At 43.8% G+C, this 18205-nt stretch carries 16 protein-coding genes; all 16 read right to left on the bottom strand.

Annotation, left to right across the window (positions count from 1 at the left end):
• Positions 1-41: 41 nt before the first annotated feature.
• The 16 genes from ftsZ to DXB15_RS02265 all read right to left on the bottom strand — a co-directional run bounded on the left by ftsZ (position 42) and on the right by DXB15_RS02265 (position 17996).
• Complete coding sequence (ftsZ, locus tag DXB15_RS02340) at positions 42-1196, bottom strand: cell division protein FtsZ (protein ID WP_109215518.1); 1155 nt, start codon at positions 1194-1196, stop codon at positions 42-44.
• 249 nt (positions 1197-1445) lie between these two features.
• Positions 1446-2261 (bottom strand): cell division protein FtsQ/DivIB, encoded by an 816-nt coding sequence (locus DXB15_RS02335; RefSeq protein ID WP_109215487.1) that lies wholly within the window; start codon positions 2259-2261, stop codon positions 1446-1448.
• 150 nt (positions 2262-2411) lie between these two features.
• Positions 2412-3551: a putative lipid II flippase FtsW gene (ftsW, locus tag DXB15_RS02330; protein ID WP_109215486.1), complete on the bottom strand. Its 1140-nt coding sequence runs from the start codon at positions 3549-3551 to the stop codon at positions 2412-2414.
• Positions 3552-3557: 6 nt separating this feature from the next.
• Positions 3558-4919 (bottom strand): UDP-N-acetylmuramoyl-L-alanine--D-glutamate ligase, encoded by a 1362-nt coding sequence (gene murD / locus DXB15_RS02325; protein ID WP_109215485.1) that lies wholly within the window; start codon positions 4917-4919, stop codon positions 3558-3560.
• 45 nt (positions 4920-4964) lie between these two features.
• Entirely contained in the window at positions 4965-5915 is a 951-nt protein-coding gene (gene mraY / locus DXB15_RS02320; protein ID WP_109215484.1) for a phospho-N-acetylmuramoyl-pentapeptide-transferase, read from the bottom strand.
• Between the two features lie 116 nt (positions 5916-6031).
• A complete protein-coding gene (locus DXB15_RS02315) occupies positions 6032-7789 on the bottom strand; it encodes a peptidoglycan D,D-transpeptidase FtsI family protein (protein ID WP_118701908.1) in 1758 nt (585 codons plus the stop codon).
• Positions 7790-7917: 128 nt separating this feature from the next.
• Positions 7918-9924: a peptidoglycan D,D-transpeptidase FtsI family protein gene (locus DXB15_RS02310; RefSeq protein WP_243115587.1), complete on the bottom strand. Its 2007-nt coding sequence runs from the start codon at positions 9922-9924 to the stop codon at positions 7918-7920.
• Positions 9925-10026: 102 nt separating this feature from the next.
• Positions 10027-10518 (bottom strand): hypothetical protein, encoded by a 492-nt coding sequence (locus DXB15_RS02305; RefSeq protein WP_109215482.1) that lies wholly within the window; start codon positions 10516-10518, stop codon positions 10027-10029.
• A gap of 29 nt (positions 10519-10547) precedes the next feature.
• Positions 10548-11486 carry a 16S rRNA (cytosine(1402)-N(4))-methyltransferase RsmH gene (gene rsmH, locus DXB15_RS02300; protein ID WP_109215481.1) on the bottom strand — a complete coding sequence of 313 codons (939 nt, stop codon included), beginning with the start codon at positions 11484-11486 and terminating at the stop codon, positions 10548-10550.
• A gap of 25 nt (positions 11487-11511) precedes the next feature.
• Positions 11512-11952 carry a division/cell wall cluster transcriptional repressor MraZ gene (gene mraZ / locus DXB15_RS02295; RefSeq protein ID WP_109215480.1) on the bottom strand — a complete coding sequence of 147 codons (441 nt, stop codon included), beginning with the start codon at positions 11950-11952 and terminating at the stop codon, positions 11512-11514.
• Positions 11953-12215: 263 nt separating this feature from the next.
• Positions 12216-12365: an aspartyl-phosphate phosphatase Spo0E family protein gene (locus DXB15_RS02290; protein WP_158582174.1), complete on the bottom strand. Its 150-nt coding sequence runs from the start codon at positions 12363-12365 to the stop codon at positions 12216-12218.
• Positions 12366-12502: 137 nt separating this feature from the next.
• On the bottom strand, positions 12503-12817 hold the full coding sequence (locus DXB15_RS02285) for a DUF1540 domain-containing protein (RefSeq protein WP_109215478.1): 315 nt from the start codon (positions 12815-12817) through the stop codon (positions 12503-12505).
• A gap of 220 nt (positions 12818-13037) precedes the next feature.
• Positions 13038-13541, bottom strand: coding sequence for an SEC-C metal-binding domain-containing protein (locus DXB15_RS02280; RefSeq protein WP_118701907.1), 504 nt, complete (start codon positions 13539-13541; stop codon positions 13038-13040).
• Between the two features lie 303 nt (positions 13542-13844).
• Positions 13845-15344 (bottom strand): L-arabinose isomerase, encoded by a 1500-nt coding sequence (araA, locus tag DXB15_RS02275; protein ID WP_118701906.1) that lies wholly within the window; start codon positions 15342-15344, stop codon positions 13845-13847.
• A gap of 51 nt (positions 15345-15395) precedes the next feature.
• Positions 15396-16094, bottom strand: coding sequence for an L-ribulose-5-phosphate 4-epimerase (locus DXB15_RS02270; RefSeq protein WP_118701905.1), 699 nt, complete (start codon positions 16092-16094; stop codon positions 15396-15398).
• A 300-nt stretch (positions 16095-16394) separates the two neighbouring features.
• Entirely contained in the window at positions 16395-17996 is a 1602-nt protein-coding gene (locus tag DXB15_RS02265) for a xylulokinase (protein WP_118701904.1), read from the bottom strand.
• Positions 17997-18205: the final 209 nt, after the last annotated feature.

Genomic DNA, 18205 nt, shown 5'->3' with positions numbered 1-18205 from the left:
AATCGCGGAGTTTATTACCATAATATTCTATTTTCGAATGATTAGCGTTTTGTATTTTTCAGGAATTCCGGAATCTTGATGTCACGCGGAGCAACGGTTGGTGTTGGTTTCTGCGGACGCTGGATTCCATTGAACTGTGGCTGAACCGGAGTTGTGCCTGTCTGTGCCGGTTTTACGCTGCCAGCAGTACGTGCCATGTTCAAAGTATTGCCACCATTAAATTTCATGCCCGGTAAAATAGACGGTGCCGGTGCTGCGGCATTCTCCAGACCTGTTGCAATAACAGTGATGGTTGCTGCATCCGGAATAGACTCGTCGTATTTTGCACCAAAGATGATATTTGCATCATCACCGGCAAGATCCTGTACATAGCTTGCTGCATCATTTGCATCCATAAGAGAAATATCACCGGAAATGTTGATGATAACATGGGATGCACCATTGATGGTTGTCTCAAGCAACGGACTTGCAACAGCCATTTTAACTGCCTCGATGGCTTTATCATCACCGGTAGCTCCACCGATACCGATATGTGCCAGACCTTTGTCTTTCATAACAGTCTGAACGTCAGCAAAGTCAAGGTTGATCAGAGCAGGTACATTGATCAGGTCTGTGATTCCCTGTACTGCCTGCTGTAATACTTCATCTGCTTTCTTCAGAGCATCCGGCATCGTGGTTCTTCTGTCAACGATCTCAAGCAGTTTATCATTCGGGATCACGATCAGCGTATCTACGCTCTCTTTCAGATTCTCGATTCCATGTACTGCATTTGTCATACGTGTTTTTGCTTCAAATTTGAAAGGTTTTGTAACAACACCTACGGTAAGGATTCCCATATCTTTTGCAATCTTCGCAACAACTGGTGCTGCACCAGTTCCTGTTCCGCCACCCATACCACAGGTAACAAATACCATATCTGCGCCTTCGATTGCTGCTGTCAGTTCTTCTGCGCTTTCCTCTGCAGCTTTCTGACCGATCTCCGGCTGTGCACCTGCGCCAAGTCCTTTGGTGAGTTTCTCTCCAATCTGAATCAAAGTCGGTGCTTTACATAAAGTAAGTGCCTGCTTGTCTGTATTTACTCCAACAAACTCTACACCACCGATTTTTTCATCTATCATTCGGTTTACGGCATTGTTTCCAGCGCCGCCTACTCCGATTACAATAATTTTTGCGCTGGACTCAGCCCCTATTGACATGATTTCAACCACGATATTCCTCCTTTTATTCCTCCCACGGAATATATTTATACTATCTTTAACGACATTCCTGCCACTATTTTTATTATCTCTTCTATAATATCTGTTTTTGCAAAAATAATCAACCTCTAAATCATATTTAATCTGAATTTTCCAGAATTCATTCCATTATAAGAAGAAGTAATCCATTTTCTGAATTCATTTTCTTATAAAGAAATGTGATTCATCCTCAAAAAAGAGGATACGATCCTACTGACTACCATCCGCAGATCCATCTGACGCTTCCGGAACAGTCTGCACATCATTCGGGATCTCCATCAGTTCCCCGTTTCGGAAATAAATATCCGTATTGTTCTCCGACCAAGTTTCCACATGCAGCGTTCCACTCATTCCGTCAAGCTGTGGCAGAATCTGATCCATTCGAAGGATCTTCTCATTCAGATCCGTTCCTCCACCAAGGTTTACCTGAATCTGACCATAGATCAGATAAACATTGCCATCTTTGATATAGATCATTTCCGGCACTCGGTCATATTTCTTCAAAAGCTGTGTCACATTTAACAGGGTACGAAGCAGTTTGCTGTTATCACCGATGGAAAGTTTTTTGTAAAGTTCTGCACTTTCCACAGATAAACCGTTGATCTTGGTCACACCATCGATCACCTGAGAGGAAAGTTCCACCACAAATCCATCTTTGTCAAAATATGCATTTTTTCCCAGTGACGGAATGTACAGATATCCAAGGATTCCCTTTTCCACCACTGTGATCTCCAGCTTCTGCGGCGATTTCAACCGGATCTGCAGAGAATCCACAAAGGGGATCTCCTCGGTTTTATTCAGTTTGTTTTCAAAATAAACATACAGTGAATTCCAGGAATATTTTTCATCCAAAACCCAGTCCTCAATCTGCTTGTCCGTATAGATCTCATTTCCTTTTACGGAAACATCTTTTACCACAAATACTTTCCATATCAAAACTGCTCCCAATGCAGCTACAAATGCAGCTACAAGAAGAGCAGTCAGAATGATACGTAAATTTTTCTTTTTTCGTCTCTTTCTACGCATACAGTTCTCCACATTTTATCTCAGTCTGAGTTGAGAATCTTACCAAAGTGCTGAATCATATTAACACTTTCCCAATCTAATTTGAGACTTTTTCTTCTGAATCATTCCAATTTTTTCAATGATCCTCTGTCTTTTTACTGTCAGATCACATCACTCGATCGGATGATTGGAATCAAATTTGATCCGACGCGACACATTCAGTACCAAGCCCATCTCCGTGATCAAAATCAGGATCGACGTACCTCCGTAACTGAAAAACGGCAGGATAATACCTGTATTTGGCATCCAGTTTGTAACAACCATGATATTTAACACTACCTGCAATGCGATATGTGACATAACACCCACCACCAGCAGGGAAGAAAACAGATCCGGTGCATTATTTGCGATCACCATGCAGCGCCAGAGCAACAAGACAAATAATAAAATAACACAGATTGCACCAAACAGTCCCAATTCTTCACAGATAATGGTAAAAATAAAGTCGTTTTGCGCCTCCGGTACATAACCAAGTTTCTGTACACTGGCACCAAGTCCCTTTCCGAACAAACCGCCGGAACCGATGGCATACATTCCCTGCAGCGTTTGATACACCTCATCCGGATAGTCTTCCGGATGCAGCCATGCAGCAATACGTGTCACACGATAACCACCCATTTTTACACCGATGGCTCCCAATGCGACCAGACCTGCTCCAAGAACGAAAAATTCCTTTGTCTTCGGACTGACCACAAAGATCATAAGTACGGCAATACCACCGACAATGATTGCGGTACTCAAGTTGCTAACTGCGATCACACCTACCATCGGCAGAACAAAAAGCAGTACCTTGATAATGGATTTCAGATCTTTGACCTGTTTTGGAATCCTGCTTAAAAGCGCTGCCATAAAAATGATCACTGCTATTTTTGCAATCTCAGACGGCTGCAACTGAATCGGTCCGATCTTCAGCCAACGGGTAGAACCGTTCGAACCTTTTCCGACTACAATAACCGCCGCACACATCAGAAATGACAGCACATAACTCGGAAAACTCAGCTTTTTCCACCATTCGCATGGAATCACACTGACGATAAACATACCGATGAATCCAAGAAATGCGCAGCCTGCCTGTCGTTTCAGGTAGTGAAATGGATCATTGAACACATCCTGACCTTCATAAGCACTGACACTGTAGAGCATCACCAGTCCAAACAGCACCAGAAAAATGATAATAAACAGCAGACTGTAATCAAAATATTTGGTTGTTCCCGCATCCGCAGTATTCTTATGATATTTGCGGTTACCCATGTAACATTACTCCTTTAAGGCATGAACCATTTCTTTAAACATTTTTCCCCTTACTTCATAGTTCGGGAACATTCCCCAGCTTGCACAAGCCGGAGAAAGTAATACGGCATCACCATTTTCCGCATTTTCATAGCAGATATCAACTGCCTCCTGAAGACTGTCGGCAAATACATAATCGTAGAAGCCACATTTTTCTGCTTCCTCGGCAATCTTCTCTCTTGTCTGACCGATCAAAACCAGTTTCTTTACTTTACCGTCAAAACTGTTGATCCACTCGGTATACTCAGACTGTTTATCATAACCGCCGCCGATCAGACAGGTCGGACGATCCATCGCCTGAATCCCTTTGATAGCAGCATCCGGGTTGGTTCCCTTGGAATCATTATAGAAACGGACACCGCGTTTCTCTGTCACATACTCAATTCTGTGCTCTACTGCCTGAAATGTACGCAGAGCCTGACGGATATGCTCCACCGGGACATCATAACTCATAGCCATAGCAGTCGCTGCCATCGCATTTTCATGATTGTGGCGTCCAAGGATATTCAACTCATCTGTAGATATAATTTCCTCAATCTGACCGTCATGTGCATACACGATCTTGTCACCTTCCAGATAGAAGCCTTCCTCTAATTTGGAAAGACTGCTGAAGAAAACAACCTTTGCCGAAAGATGTTTTGCCTGCTCTCTGAGCACTTCATCTTCATAATTTAATACACAGGTCTGCTCCGGTCCCTGATTTTTTGCAATGCTCATTTTTGCCGCGATGTAATTATCCATCGTATGGTGGCGGTTCAGATGATCCGGTGTAATATTTAAGATTGCGGATACTTCCGGACAGAAAGTATCAATCGTCTCTAACTGAAAGCTGCTGATCTCTGCTACCGTCACGGTATCATCCGTATCTTCTGCAACCAGACCAGTGTAAGGAATTCCGATATTTCCTACCACATGCACCTGCGGATACGTTGTTTTCATGATCTCTCCAAGCAGTGCAGTGGTCGTTGTCTTTCCGTTTGTTCCGGTAATCGCAAGTACATCGCCTTTTTTACATCGATATGCCAGTTCGATCTCGCCCCAGATTGGAAGTCCCGCATCTCGCAGTTCATTGACAAACGGAAGATCTGTCGGTACACCCGGGCTTAATACAACCAGATCCAGTCCTGCACGAACTTCTTCCGGTAATTCACCTACATATAATTCCGGCATATGATCTGCCTCAAAATTTTCCAGCACATGTTTTTTATCCAGTTCCTGGTTTCCGTCAAATAATACGACTGCGGCACCAACGTTTTCCAGTAATTTTGCCGCTGCAATTCCACTGATTCCTGTTCCGAAAACCAGAACTTTTTTTCCTGCAAATTCCATTGCAACATTCCTCCAGATCCTTGATGTATAGTATAGTAAATCTCTTTATAATCCAATAAATGCAATCAGACACAAAATAGCTGTAACAATGGAAAATACTGCTACAACCCGTGTCTCAGACCATCCGCCAAGCTCAAAATGATGGTGGATCGGTGCCATACGGAAGAACCGCTTACCACCGGTCTTTTTGAAGTATACGACCTGGATCATAACCGATAAGATCTCGATCCAGTAGATCAGTCCCACGATCAGGATAAAGATCGGCATCTGCAGCATATACGCTGTTGCCGCCACAAATCCACCCAATGCCAGGGAACCGGTATCTCCCATAAATACGCTTGCCGGATATACATTAAATAATAAAAATCCAAGTAATGCGCCCACTACCGCACAGGTAACCGGTGCGATGCCGCAGGCATTTCCAACGGCTACAACAGAGAAAAATGTTGCAACCAGAATTGTTACGCTGGAAGCCAGACCATCCAGTCCATCCGTAAAGTTGACACCATTTACGGTTCCGATCACTGCCAGAAACAGTACCGGAAGTGCCAGCCATCCAAGTTCCAGATAACGTCCTCCGCTAAACGGGATCAGCATAGACATCGGAATCTCATTTTTCACTAAGAAAAATGCAAAAACTGCTGTCACAACGATCTCACAAAGCATCTTCTGCCATGCAAGCAGTCCGTCTGATCTGCGCAGAACAACTTTTAAATAGTCATCCAGAAAACCGATGATTCCAAATCCCACGGTTACAAACAGGATCGGAATAATCTTCGGATATCCTTTTACATAAAACAGGGAAGTAATCACAACTGCAATCAGAATCATAATTCCACCCATAGTCGGTGTACCATTTTTCTTCTGATGAGACTGTAATTCTTCTCTCTCTGTATTTCCAATTTTTAATTTCCGCAAAAACGGAATCATGATCGGTCCAAGTACTGCTGTGATCGCAAATGCTACCAGAACCGGAATAATTACCTGATATGTCATTTTCACACCTCTTCTTACTGCGGCATTCTCCCAATGCCGACTGTATCTTTTTTTACAACTTAATTAGTATCATACGTCTTTTCGATTTGTTTGGCAACCGCAAAATAAGTTCGACATCAATTCCCTTCCTCATTTGCATCCGTGGCTTCTGTCTGCACTTTTTCGATTCCCAGATAGGGCAGCACATTTTCGAATATTTCTTTCATCACCGGTGCCGCAACGGTTCCTCCATAATACACTCCCTGTGGATGATCGATCACGACAAGTCCAATGACCTGTGGATCCTCTGCCGGTGCAAATCCAAGAAAAGATGCGATATATTTATGTTCGCTTCTTGGAAGCGTCTGAGAAGTCGCCGTCTTGCCACCGATGGAATACCCTTCAATCGCCGCTTTTTTTCCGGTTCCTTCCGACACGACTTTTTCCAGCAGGCTGCGGAGTGTTTCGGATGTTTCAGTACTCACCGTCCCCTCTGTAGTATCATAGGAAAATGTGTGGATCGTCTCTCCCTGTGCATTCTGCACAGAAACACCGAAATGCGGTGTGACACGTCTGCCGCCGTTGATCAGCGAAGCTACAGTGGTCACAAGCTGAATCGGTGTGATTTGAAACGACTGGCCAAATGATATGGTAGCCAGTTCCACCTGTCCTATGTTGTCTTTCTTATGCATAATCGTTGCTGCCTCACCGGGGAGGTCTATCCCGGTTTTGGACAACAGACCGAATTGCTCAAAATAATGGTAAAAATCATCTGCGCCAAGCCGCAGTCCCAGTTCAATAAAAACCGGGTTGCAGGAATTCATGATTCCCTGGGTAAAATCTTCTGCACCATGTCCGGTTGTCTTATGGCATCGGATCCTGCGATCCTCCACGATCTTGTAACCCGGACAGTAGAAACGGTCACTGACGGATAATACGTGCTGTTCCAGCGCTGCTGCCGTCGTAATGATTTTGAACGTAGATCCCGGTTCATAGGTGTCGTTGATGCTTGGATTGCGCCACATCTGATTTAACAGATTCTGCTTTTCCTTATCCGATATTCCTGAAACATCTGTGTTTAAGGTAAAAGGCTCATTCAGATTGTATTCCGGCTCATTTACCATTGCCAGAATCTCACCATTTTGCGGATTCATCAGGATGATCCGCACACCATCTGCCGCTTTTTCCTGCAATACAGTCTGTGCTGCCTGTTCACAGTAGCTTTGCAAATTGTAATCCAGACTGATGGTCAGCTGGTTTCCGGTCTGCGGTTCCTCCCGGCGTTCCCCTTCCTGCTCCAATTCTCCACCGGAGGCATTGGTCATGGTCAGGATCTTGCCGTCTGTCCCTGCAAGCCATTCATCATAGCGCACTTCCAGTCCCACAATTCCCTGATTGTCTCCACCGGTAAATCCAATGACTTTTGACGCCAGTGAATCATACGGATAATAACGTCGATAGTCTTCGTCAACTTTTACACCTGCAAGATCATATGCCAGTATTGCATCCCCGGTCTCCTTTGGAACATTTGTCTTGATCCGCTCAATGGAACTGTTTTTTTCCACTCTTTTTCGGATCGTCTCCTCCGGAAGTTCCAGTTCCTTTTGCAGCACTTCGATCACGCGCTCCGGATCCTCGATCTGACTGTGGATCACCGATATCGTACATACCGATTTATTATCTGCCAGAACGATCCCGTTACGGTCTACGATTTTTCCCCGGGCAGCTTTGATACTGCGCTCCCGTTCATGGAGATCCTGTGCAATCTTTTCATAATAGACGGACCGAAATACCATAAGATAGATCAGTCTTCCAAACAACGCTGCCATCACAATGGTGATCATCAGCATCAATGCAACAATCTTTTTTCTCTGGAAGGTTTTCAAATGCCGCATAATTGTGTGCCTTAAAGCATACTTATTACACTTTATTCCACACACATACTGCACATTCCCTTTTTCTACTTTTCCACAATAATTCTGACTGTTTCTATTTTTCTAATATAAAAGAAATTCAAAACTTTTTACTGACCGGTGGTATCGGTCGGTGCTTCTGTCGGCACTTCACTGTCCATAGCTTCTGTCTGTTCTACCGGGGTTCCCTCACCGGTAATACCAACACCTTCATTGATACCGGTTTTCTCTTCATTCGGATAGATGCCAAGGTATGGAAGCGCTTCCTTTAAAATTTCTCTGGCAATACTCTGTGCATAATAGCTGTGTGCCTGATCCTCTGAATTTGCCTCATCTACAACGACATAGATAGCAACCTGTGGATTTTCTGCCGGTACAGAGCCGATAAAGGATACCAGATATTTTCTTGCGGATCGCGGTAATTTCTGTGCCGTACCGGTCTTGCCGCCCATGGAATAGCCATCCACTTTTGCTTTCTTACCGGAACCGTTATCTACAACGCCTTTTAAATACTGGCGGATTGTTGCGGAAGTTTCCTCTGACACGGTCTCTTTTACCAGTGTCGGATCAATCGTCTGAACGCTATTGCCATTTGCATCCTGTATTTTGCCAACCACACGCGGCTGATAATATTTTCCGCCATTGATCAGAGAACAGTAACCAGTGATCATCTGGATCATGGTTACGTTATAACTCTGTCCAAAGGAGTTGGTTGCAAGGTTGATGGTACTGAGCTGGTCTTCTGTGTAGATCAGGGAATCAGTACGCGCTTCACCCGGCAGATCAATATTGGTCTTCAGTCCAAAATTAAAGATCTGCTGATATCTGCTGAAATTTGCCGGCCCGATCAGATAAGACATCTGCATCAGGGCATCGTTGCAGGAATTTTCCAGCGCCTGCTGAATGGTTTCCATGCCGTGTCCGGCTTTCTTAATACAGCTGATATGATGTCCGGCAATGGTCTCTGCACCATCACAGTAAAATGTTTCATTTCCGGTCAGCGTTCCACTTTCCAGTCCGGCGGCTACCGTAAATGGTTTTGCGGTAGATCCAGGCTCATAGGTGGAAGATACACAGAAGTTGTTCCACACCTGATTTAATAATGCCAGATGATGGATCTGCTCTAACTGTTCGTCACTGTAATGTTCACTTAACGCAGCACTCCACTGTTCATCTGTCATAGCATCAATTTCATCGGTGCTGTAGTACTTTTTCAGTTCCACACGTTCTGCCTGTTTGATGGTTTTTGCCCGTTCTTCCTCGGTAAAATACTTATCAGTATCCGCATTCCACGGATCCTGCAAACTGAAGGTTCTGTTCGTTGCCATTGCCAGCACTTCACCGGTGTTTGGATCCATCATGATGACACCAATATTTTTGGCACCTTCATGCTCACTGTCCTTCATTGCATCATTAAATTCTGCAATCTTGCTCTCTGCGATGGACTGAAGATTTGCATCAATGGTGGATACGATCGTATTGCCATCCGTTGCATCTTTTGCTTTGATCTCATAATTAGAATCTGAATTGACATATCCATATTCTTTACCGTCAATGCCATTCAATTCATCATTATAATAATCTTCCAGCCCGCCGATACCTTCGTTACCGGATGTGGTAAATCCAAGCAGGGAACAAGCCAGGGTGTCATACGGATAGTTTCGGATATATTCCTTTTCAAACCAGACACCTTTGATATTTTTTCCTGTTTTCTTGTCATTCTGCAGAGACTCAAATTCGGCAATTTCTTCATATGGAAGCTTCTTTGCCAGAACGTAATAACGCTTCTTCGGGTTTGCCTTTACATAAGTTCTGATATCATCTGTATTGAGTTCAAAACACTGTGCCAGTGCTGACAGCGTCGGTTCCATATAATCTTCCTTCGAAGTCAAAACGCTGCAATCTAAAATGACATTGTAAACATCTGTACTCGTCGCTAAGACAGTCCCCTTTCTATCTACAATGTCACCCCTGCGAAACGGTATGGTCTTACTGCTGTATTCCTGCTGGTTCAGAACAATCTTGCCATACTTGTCTCCACTTTTTAATTCAATATAAGCCAAACGTCCCACCAGAGCAATCAGCATTCCAATGATGATCAGAAATACGATCAGCATCTTCGCCTTCATCCTGGTGAGAAATTTGTACGTAACGTTTCTGTTTTTTCCAGCTCTTTTTCTGGACTTTTTTGGTCTTCCGGGTCTCATTCTTTCTCCTCTTTAGTTCGTTGGAATTTCCCCATACTGATTCATGTAATCGCTATTCTCTACTGAATAATAACGAACCTGATCACTCCCCGGCATAACCAGTCCAAGACCGATTGCTGCATCCTTGATCTGGTCAAGATTCATTGTGGTCTCCAGACGCTTCTCTGCTGCCACATTATCTGATTTCATATCAGCGATCTCGCTCTCAATGGTTGCAATGTTCGCAAGTCTGGTAGTTACATCAGACTGCAAATATAAAAATACGCCACATACCAGGCAACAGACAATGGTTGCACACGCAAGAAAAGCAACATATCCACGATTCATAGACAATGCTCTCTGTTGATTCTGTCTTGCTGCATTACGGCGCATCCGCTCTTTTCTCAGCTGCTCCGGGGATTTCTCCTCATATTGTCTGCGGCGCTCCGGTGCACGTTCCGGCTGGCGTACCACATTTCCATCGATATAAGATTCACGACGATATTGTCTGTTTCTGTTCTCCATCTTCTACACGCTTTCTTTCTAATTTCCTATTATCTTCGTTCAAATACACGCAGCTTTGCGCTCTTAGAACGTTTATTGTATTCCATTTCTTCTTCTGTCGGTAAAATTGGCTTTCGTGTCAGCATCTTACCAAGGGATTTCTTTCCACATACACAAACCGGAAAATCCGGTGGACAAGTACATGGATTCTCATTCCGCTTGAAATTCGTCTTGACAATCCGGTCTTCTAAGGAATGGAAGGTAATAATGCAAAGTCTCCCACCCGGTTTCAGCATCTGGATCATCTCATCTAAAGAATCCTGAAGCACGTCCAACTCGTGATTTAACTCAATTCGGATTGCCTGATATGTACGCTTCGCCGGATGACCTCCGGTCGCCCGTACCTTTGCCGGGATTGCTGCCCGGATGATCTCATTTAGCTGCCCTGTCGTCTCGATGGGTGCCACCTGACGCGCCTGCACGATATGTTTTGCAATATTTTTTGCAAATTTATCTTCACCATAATCGCGGATCATACGATAAAGATCCTGCTCACTGTATTCTGCCAAAATGTCCTTTGCCGTCATACTCTGACGCTGATCCATACGCATATCCAGAGGAGCATTTTCTTCCTTATAAGTAAAACCTCGCATTGGCTCGTCCAACTGATAGGACGAAACTCCAAGATCCAGCATAATGCCGTCCACCTGCTCAATACCAATCTCTCTGAGTCGCTGCGGCATCTCACAGTAATTACTTCTTATGATCGTCACCTTATCTTCAAATGGCTTCAACCGCTCTGTTGCTGCCGCGATTGCATCTGCATCCTGATCAATTCCGATCAGTCTGCCTTTATCTGACAGTCTGCTGCAGATCTCATAACTGTGTCCTGCACCACCTAAAGTACCGTCCACATAAATTCCATCCGGATCTGTAATGAGATTCCCGACTGTTTCTTCCAGTAAAACTGATATATGAGAAAACTCCATCGTTTCGCCTTTCTATTGCTTTCTGTTAAAATCTCAGACCGATCTCTGACATGTGTTTTGCGATCTGATTTACATCCGAATAGTCTTTTGTCTTGAGCCAGCGTTCCTTGCTCCAGATCTCTACCCGGTTAAGTACACCTGCCAGTACGGCCTCTTTCTCGATTCCCGCATGTTCACGCAGAACTGCCGGAAGCAGCACTCTGCCCTGCTTGTCTACTTCACAGTCTGCTGCTCCTGAGAAAAAGAATCTTGTAAACTGACGTGCATCTTCATCTGTCAGTGGTAATTCGCTGAATTTGTCTTCGATTTTCTCCCACTCCTCATCCGAGTAAACGTATAAGCATCCATCCAGACCTTTTGTTACTACGAATGTTTCGCCGAGTTTTTCGCGGAATTTTGCCGGGATGATCAATCTGCCTTTTGCATCTACAGTATGATTGTATTCGCCCTTAAATCCGCGCGCCATCGAAAACACCTTCTTTCTGGTTCGTATTCGGTGTCTTAGTTATCCACAAAGTTATCAACCTTATCCACTTTCCACCCTTTTACACCACTTTCATCCACTTTTATATAAATATTAATGCATCTATTCGCAAAAATCAATAGCATTTTCATAATCCGGGCACAAAAAAACACCGGAATCTCGCGTGATTCCAGTGTTTTTTAAGGAAATCTACATTTTTTCCAAAAAGTGGGGCGTTTTCCCACAAAAAAGTACGTTTTTGTACTTTAATCCTCATAGTAACGTGTGATCAGATCATCCAGTTTTTTACTCTGGTCATAGGCATCCTCATGGTCTACCCCACATTCCGCCACTACCTTATCCAGCATTTTTCGTTCCTGTTTGATCATCTCTTTTAATTCCATCGCTTCTTGCATCCTGTGTTTCCTCCAACATGTGCAATTCTTAACCTTCGTCCTGCAACAACATCTTACCATCATGTTCCCTGCTTGCAAAGACTACATGTGTGGTTACTGTTTACACAGGATAGTTACAGCGGCTTTCCCATCTTATCTTATTTACAGCAGAAATCACCACATTCTGTGTCCTGACACTGACAGGCATCTGCTCCACCACCGATCCCCACACTGTCGGCACAGCATTTGCATCCGCGGTTGTGAACACAGTCTTTTGCTTCACAATCAATGTTTACCGTACTGGTCGCATATCCGGTGGAATTGCTCGGCGCACCACTTCTCTCTTTGAAGCTTTCGCAGCAAGTATCGCTTGCCTTTTTCGCATTTGATCCACCCACGGTAATATCCTCTTTTGCGCAGTAATGATCCTGATTATACAGGCAGCTTGTTACAGAACAATCTAATTGTGTCATTGTAAGATCCTCCTTTTGATTTCATACAAAAAGAGTATCTTCCTTTTTTCAAAAAATATACAAACTAAAAAAAGAAAAAGCATAACAATTCACATATAACACTCATAAATCGAAAAACATATAAGCAATATGCAGACATATCACACATAAATATGTAACTATATAAAAAAGATATCCATGCAAAATCATTCACATGGATATCGATATGTTTCTTATATTATTATTTTCTGCCGCAGCATTTTTTATATTTTTTGCCGCTTCCGCATGGACACGGATCGTTCGGATATACTTTTGCAGCTTTTACAACAGTACCGGATTTCTTCTGCTCTGTGTATAACTGTTTTAATTTCTCCTCAGAGAAGATTTCTTTCCACTGTGGAAGTTCGTATAACCAGTCAGCTTTTGCATCTACCATGTTTTTGTAAAGTTTCTCTTTATCAAAAGCAAGACTTACATGGCTGTCTTCGCTTAAATCCTCAAGGTCATTCTCCTCTACAAGACTCTCATTGATTCCATCTAAGAAACCAACCATAGCCATCAGTTCAATATCGAAACGCTCTGCCAGCTCTTTAACAGTTCCTTCTACAACCTCATCCGGGTTGGAAAGAAGTTTCTCATATACGCTTTTTTCAATTGCAAAGTAACGGCTCCAGAAGTTCTGAAGCTGACCTCTGTCTGCATTTTCATTAAAGGCAACTGCCTGCCAATCCTGTAATAATCCCATTATGTTTACCACCTTTTATTTATTTTATTCATCATTGCGCTTTACTGCATGTTTTAGTATAACTCATACACGCCATGTTTGTAAACTGTATTTTTTCGAATCCGCTTCTATTTTCATGAATATATTTTCCCAATCCGGTTATAATGAAAATGAACACAAAAGACAAGTTTTTTTAACTTATCCTCCCCTATTTATGAAGGGAAAGCTCTCACTTTCCTAACCCAGAAAAATACCGCCGCAGCGTTGTTGGGAACCTGTAGCGGTATTTTCCTGTTATTTTATCATTACTTTTTCAAATTCGTTTTATTTTCTGTAAGCAAGTGCATTCCAGCGCAGCTCGTTTTTCAGCTGACGGATGTTGGTATCTTTATCAATATAAACAGCTTCGATACCCATTGCATCTGCCCAGTCTCCCATCTGCTCCGCAGTCAGATCATAAGAGAATGCGGTATGGTGTGCGCCGCCGGCGAGAATCCACGCTTCAGCACCTGTGATCAGGTTTGGCTGTGGTGTCCAGAATGCAGTAGCAACCGGAAGTTTCGGCATCGGTTTCTCTGTCTTTTTGCAGTCTACATCGTTGATAATCAGACGAAAGCGGTCGCCAAGATCGATCAGGGAAGTTGCGATTGCCGGACCTGTCTTTGCAGTAAATACCAGACGTGCCGGATCTTCTCTGTCACCCATGGATAACGGCTGCTCTTTGATGCTGATTGGACCATCTGCGATACTTGGGCAAACCTCCAGCATATGAGCTTCCAGAACGCCTTCTTTTCCCGGAACCAGATTGTATGTATAATCTTCCATGAAAGAAGTTCCTTTTGCATCTTTTATGCCCTGAGTCATAATCTTCATAACACGTACCATGGCTGCTGTTTTCCAGTCACCTTCGCCACCGAAACCGTATCCTTTTTCCATCAGACGCTGGATTGCCAGTCCCGGAAGCTGCTGCAGAGCACCCAGATCCCCGAAATGTGTTACGATCGCCTGATAATTTTTCTCCTCCAAGAAACGCTCAAATCCGATCTCAATGCCTGCCTGGACTGCGACATGTTTGCGGAACTCTTTTTCATCTCTGCCCTCTAACAGAATCTGATATCTGCTGTAATATTCCTCTACTAAAGTATCAATATCTGCCTGAGAAACAGCGGCAACTGCCTCTGCGATCTCGTTTACCGGATAAGCATCTACTTCCCATCCGAATTTGATCTGTGCTTCTACTTTGTCACCCTCGGTAACGGCTACGTTTCTCATGTTGTCAGCGATTCTCATAACACGGATGTGGCTGCTCTCTACCACACCAACTGCGGTACGCATCCAGGAACCGATTTTTTTCTGAACAGCTTCATCTTCCCAGTAACCAACTACGATCTTGCGCTCCATACCAAGACGGCTGAAAATATGACCAAACTCACGGTCGCCGTGTGCAGACTGGTTCTCATTCATGAAATCCATGTCGATGGTATCATACGGAATCTCACGGTTGAACTGTGTATGCAGGTGCAGTAACGGTTTTCTGTACTCTTGCAGACCAAGGATCCATGATTTTGCCGGTGAAAATGTATGCATCCATGTGATAACTCCGGCACAGTTCTCATCATTGTTTGCCTCGTTAAAAGTCTGACGGATCAGTGCGTTTGTGATCAGGGTTGGTTTCCAGACTACTTCATATGGAAGGTTTCCGGAAGCATTTAATGCATTTACGATAATTTTGGCATGTTCTGCCACATGTGCAAGACATTCATCTCCGTATAAGTCCTGGGAACCGGTGCAAAACCAAAATTTGTAATCTTTCTGCTGAATCATAGTATGTTTCCTCCTCATAAATATTGTTTATGTTTCATAGTTTCACTTTTGTTAATTATTCTGTCCGTAATATGCGTTCGCACCATGTTTTCTGTAATAGTGCTTGTCCTGTAATTCCTGCGGTGCCGGCTGATTCTGCGGATTGATCATCTCACAGCGTGCTGCCATTTTTGCAACTTCTTCTAATACTACGGCATTGTGAACCGCTTCGTTTGCATCTTTGCCCCAGGTAAACGGACCATGGTTTTTGCATAATACAGCAGGTACTGCAATGTAATCTTTTTTGCGGCGTTCAAACTCATCTGCAATCAGGACGCCGGTATTATGCTCATAACCTTCGTCAATTTCTTCTTTTGTCAGATTCCGCACACATGGAACTTCTCCGTAAATATAATCTGCATGTGTCGTTCCATAACACGGAATATCGCGTCCTGCCTGTGCCCAGCTTGTTGCCCAGGAAGAATGGGTATGTACGATTCCGCCGATATTCGGGAAACGATTATAAAGAACCACATGGGTTGCGGTATCAGAAGATGGATTGTAACGTCCTTCCACCTTATTTCCCTGCAAATCCACAACAACCATATCTTCCGGTGTCAGAAGGTCATATTCCACACCACTTGGTTTGATGACAAATAATCCGGATTCCCGGTCAATGCCGCTGACATTTCCCCAGGTAAATGTAACCAGACCATATTTTGGAAGCAGCATATTTGCTTCGTACACCTGTTTTTTTAATTCTTCCAACATGTCAAAATTCCTCCATTCTTCCGATATACATGAAAATCTTCTTTATATAACATCGCGTGGAAATTCAAGAATGCTCCGGCATTCTTGTTGCGAGGTGCGCGTCATGCAATTGCATGACATACTTCAACTGCGCACCTCTGTAATCCTGCCGGAGGCTATATCAGATGGGGGATTGGCTCCCACCACTGATACTAGCTTGTTTCTCACCACCTATAGAGGTGGGAGTCATCTCCCATCTGATATAACAAAAAATTTTCATGTATATCCGTTATGATTTATTATTTCTATTACAATTCCAGATTAGCGCAGCTGCTCTACCGCTGCACGTTCAATGGCAAGACCAGCTTTGTAATCTTTCATAAATGTCTCAAAACCTTCCACATCTGCGGCATCCGGTTGCATTACGCTACCTTCTTCCCCGTGGAAAATAACAGTATTCAGATAATCTGGTAACGTCTGTCCCTCTGCTTTTCCGATCATATACGCTGCCAGAAGTGCGATTCCCCAGGCTCCGCCTTCTCCGGCTGTCTCCATGACAAAGACCGGTGTCTGCATTGCAGCTGCCATCACACGCTGTCCTACGCCTTTGGTCAGGAAAAATCCACCGTGACCAAGCATTTTGTCAATCTGCACTTTTTCTTCTTTTACCAGAATATCCATACCGGCTTTTAATGCGCCAAGTGAAGTCAGCAGATGTACACGCATGAAGTTTGCAAGATTAAATTTGCTGTCCGGTCTGCGCACAAACAGTGGTCTGCCTTCTTCAAAACCGGTAATACTCTCGCCGGAAAAATAATTATAAGCCAGCAGACCGCCACAGTCTGCATCGCCCTCCAGCGCCTTGCGGTACAACGTGCCATACAATGTATCCATGTCCGGCTTCACACCAAAAGCCTCCAGTGCTTCTCCGAACAAGCCTACCCATGCATTCAGATCTGAAGTACAGTTGTTGCAATGTACCATTGCCACCGGTTTACCATCCGGAGTGGTTACCATATCGATTTCTTCATAATATTTAGAAAGTGCCTGCTCCAGTACAATCATGGCAAACACGCTGGTTCCTGCGGATACGTTTCCGGTACGGACTGCCACACTGTTTGTCGCTGTCATACCGGTTCCGGCATCGCCCTCCGGCGGGCAAAGTAAAATGCCTGCTTCCAGATCTCCTGCCGGATCTAACAGTTTTGCACCTGTTTCAGAAAGAACACCTGCTTTTTCTCCGGCTGCCAGTACTTTCGGGAAAATATCGGTCAGATGATAATTCAGACCTTTTTCCAGTAATAATGTGTCAAATTTTGCTGCCATTGCCGCATCGTAATCGTTTGTATTGGAATCAATCGGAAACATACCTGCCGCTTCACCGACACCAACCACTTTCTCGCCGGTAAGTTGCCAGTGAATATAGCCTGCCAGCGTCGTCACAAAGCTAATCTGGCTTACATGAGACTCCCCATTTAAAATTGCCTGATACAGATGTGCCACGCTCCAACGCTGCGGTATATTAAAGGAAAATGTCTCGGAAAGTTCTTTTGCCGCCTGCTCTGTCATCGTATTTCTCCAGGTACGAAACGGCACCAGAAGCTGATCCTGCGCGTCAAATGCCATATAACCATGCATCATTCCGCTAAATCCCATGGCAGCTACCCGTTTTAACGTCTCACCGTATTTTTCCTGTACATCCTGTTTCAGTTTTGCATAACAATCCTGCAAGCCTTCCTTGATATCAGTCAGGTTGTAAGTCCAGATCTGATTTTCCAGACGGTTCTCCCATCCATGACTTCCTGAAGCCAGCGGATTTCCTGCCGCATCGATCAGAACCGCTTTGATTCTGGTAGAGCCAAATTCCATTCCAAGTACTGTCTCACCGTTGCGGATCAGTTCTGCAATTTTCACATTCTCCATTGTATTGCCCCCTTTTCTTTTTCAATTATATCATCTTGTAATATCACGTTTTCTGACTAAAATTTCCTGTCTGAACTTCTCTTATCTTTCAGTACTTCTATCATAAATCATTTCTGAAAAAATCAAAAGAATTTTATTATGCATTTTCTGGACATTTATTAACCTGGCGTATAAAATAAGGATAACGCAATACAAAAAATATTGAATTG

The sequence above is a fragment of the Roseburia sp. OM02-15 genome, assembly GCF_003481835.1.
Lineage (GTDB): Bacteria > Bacillota > Clostridia > Lachnospirales > Lachnospiraceae > Eubacterium_I > Eubacterium_I ramulus_A.
The sequence above is the reverse complement of the archived record's forward strand: the minus strand, read 5'-3'. Positions and strand labels throughout refer to the sequence as shown.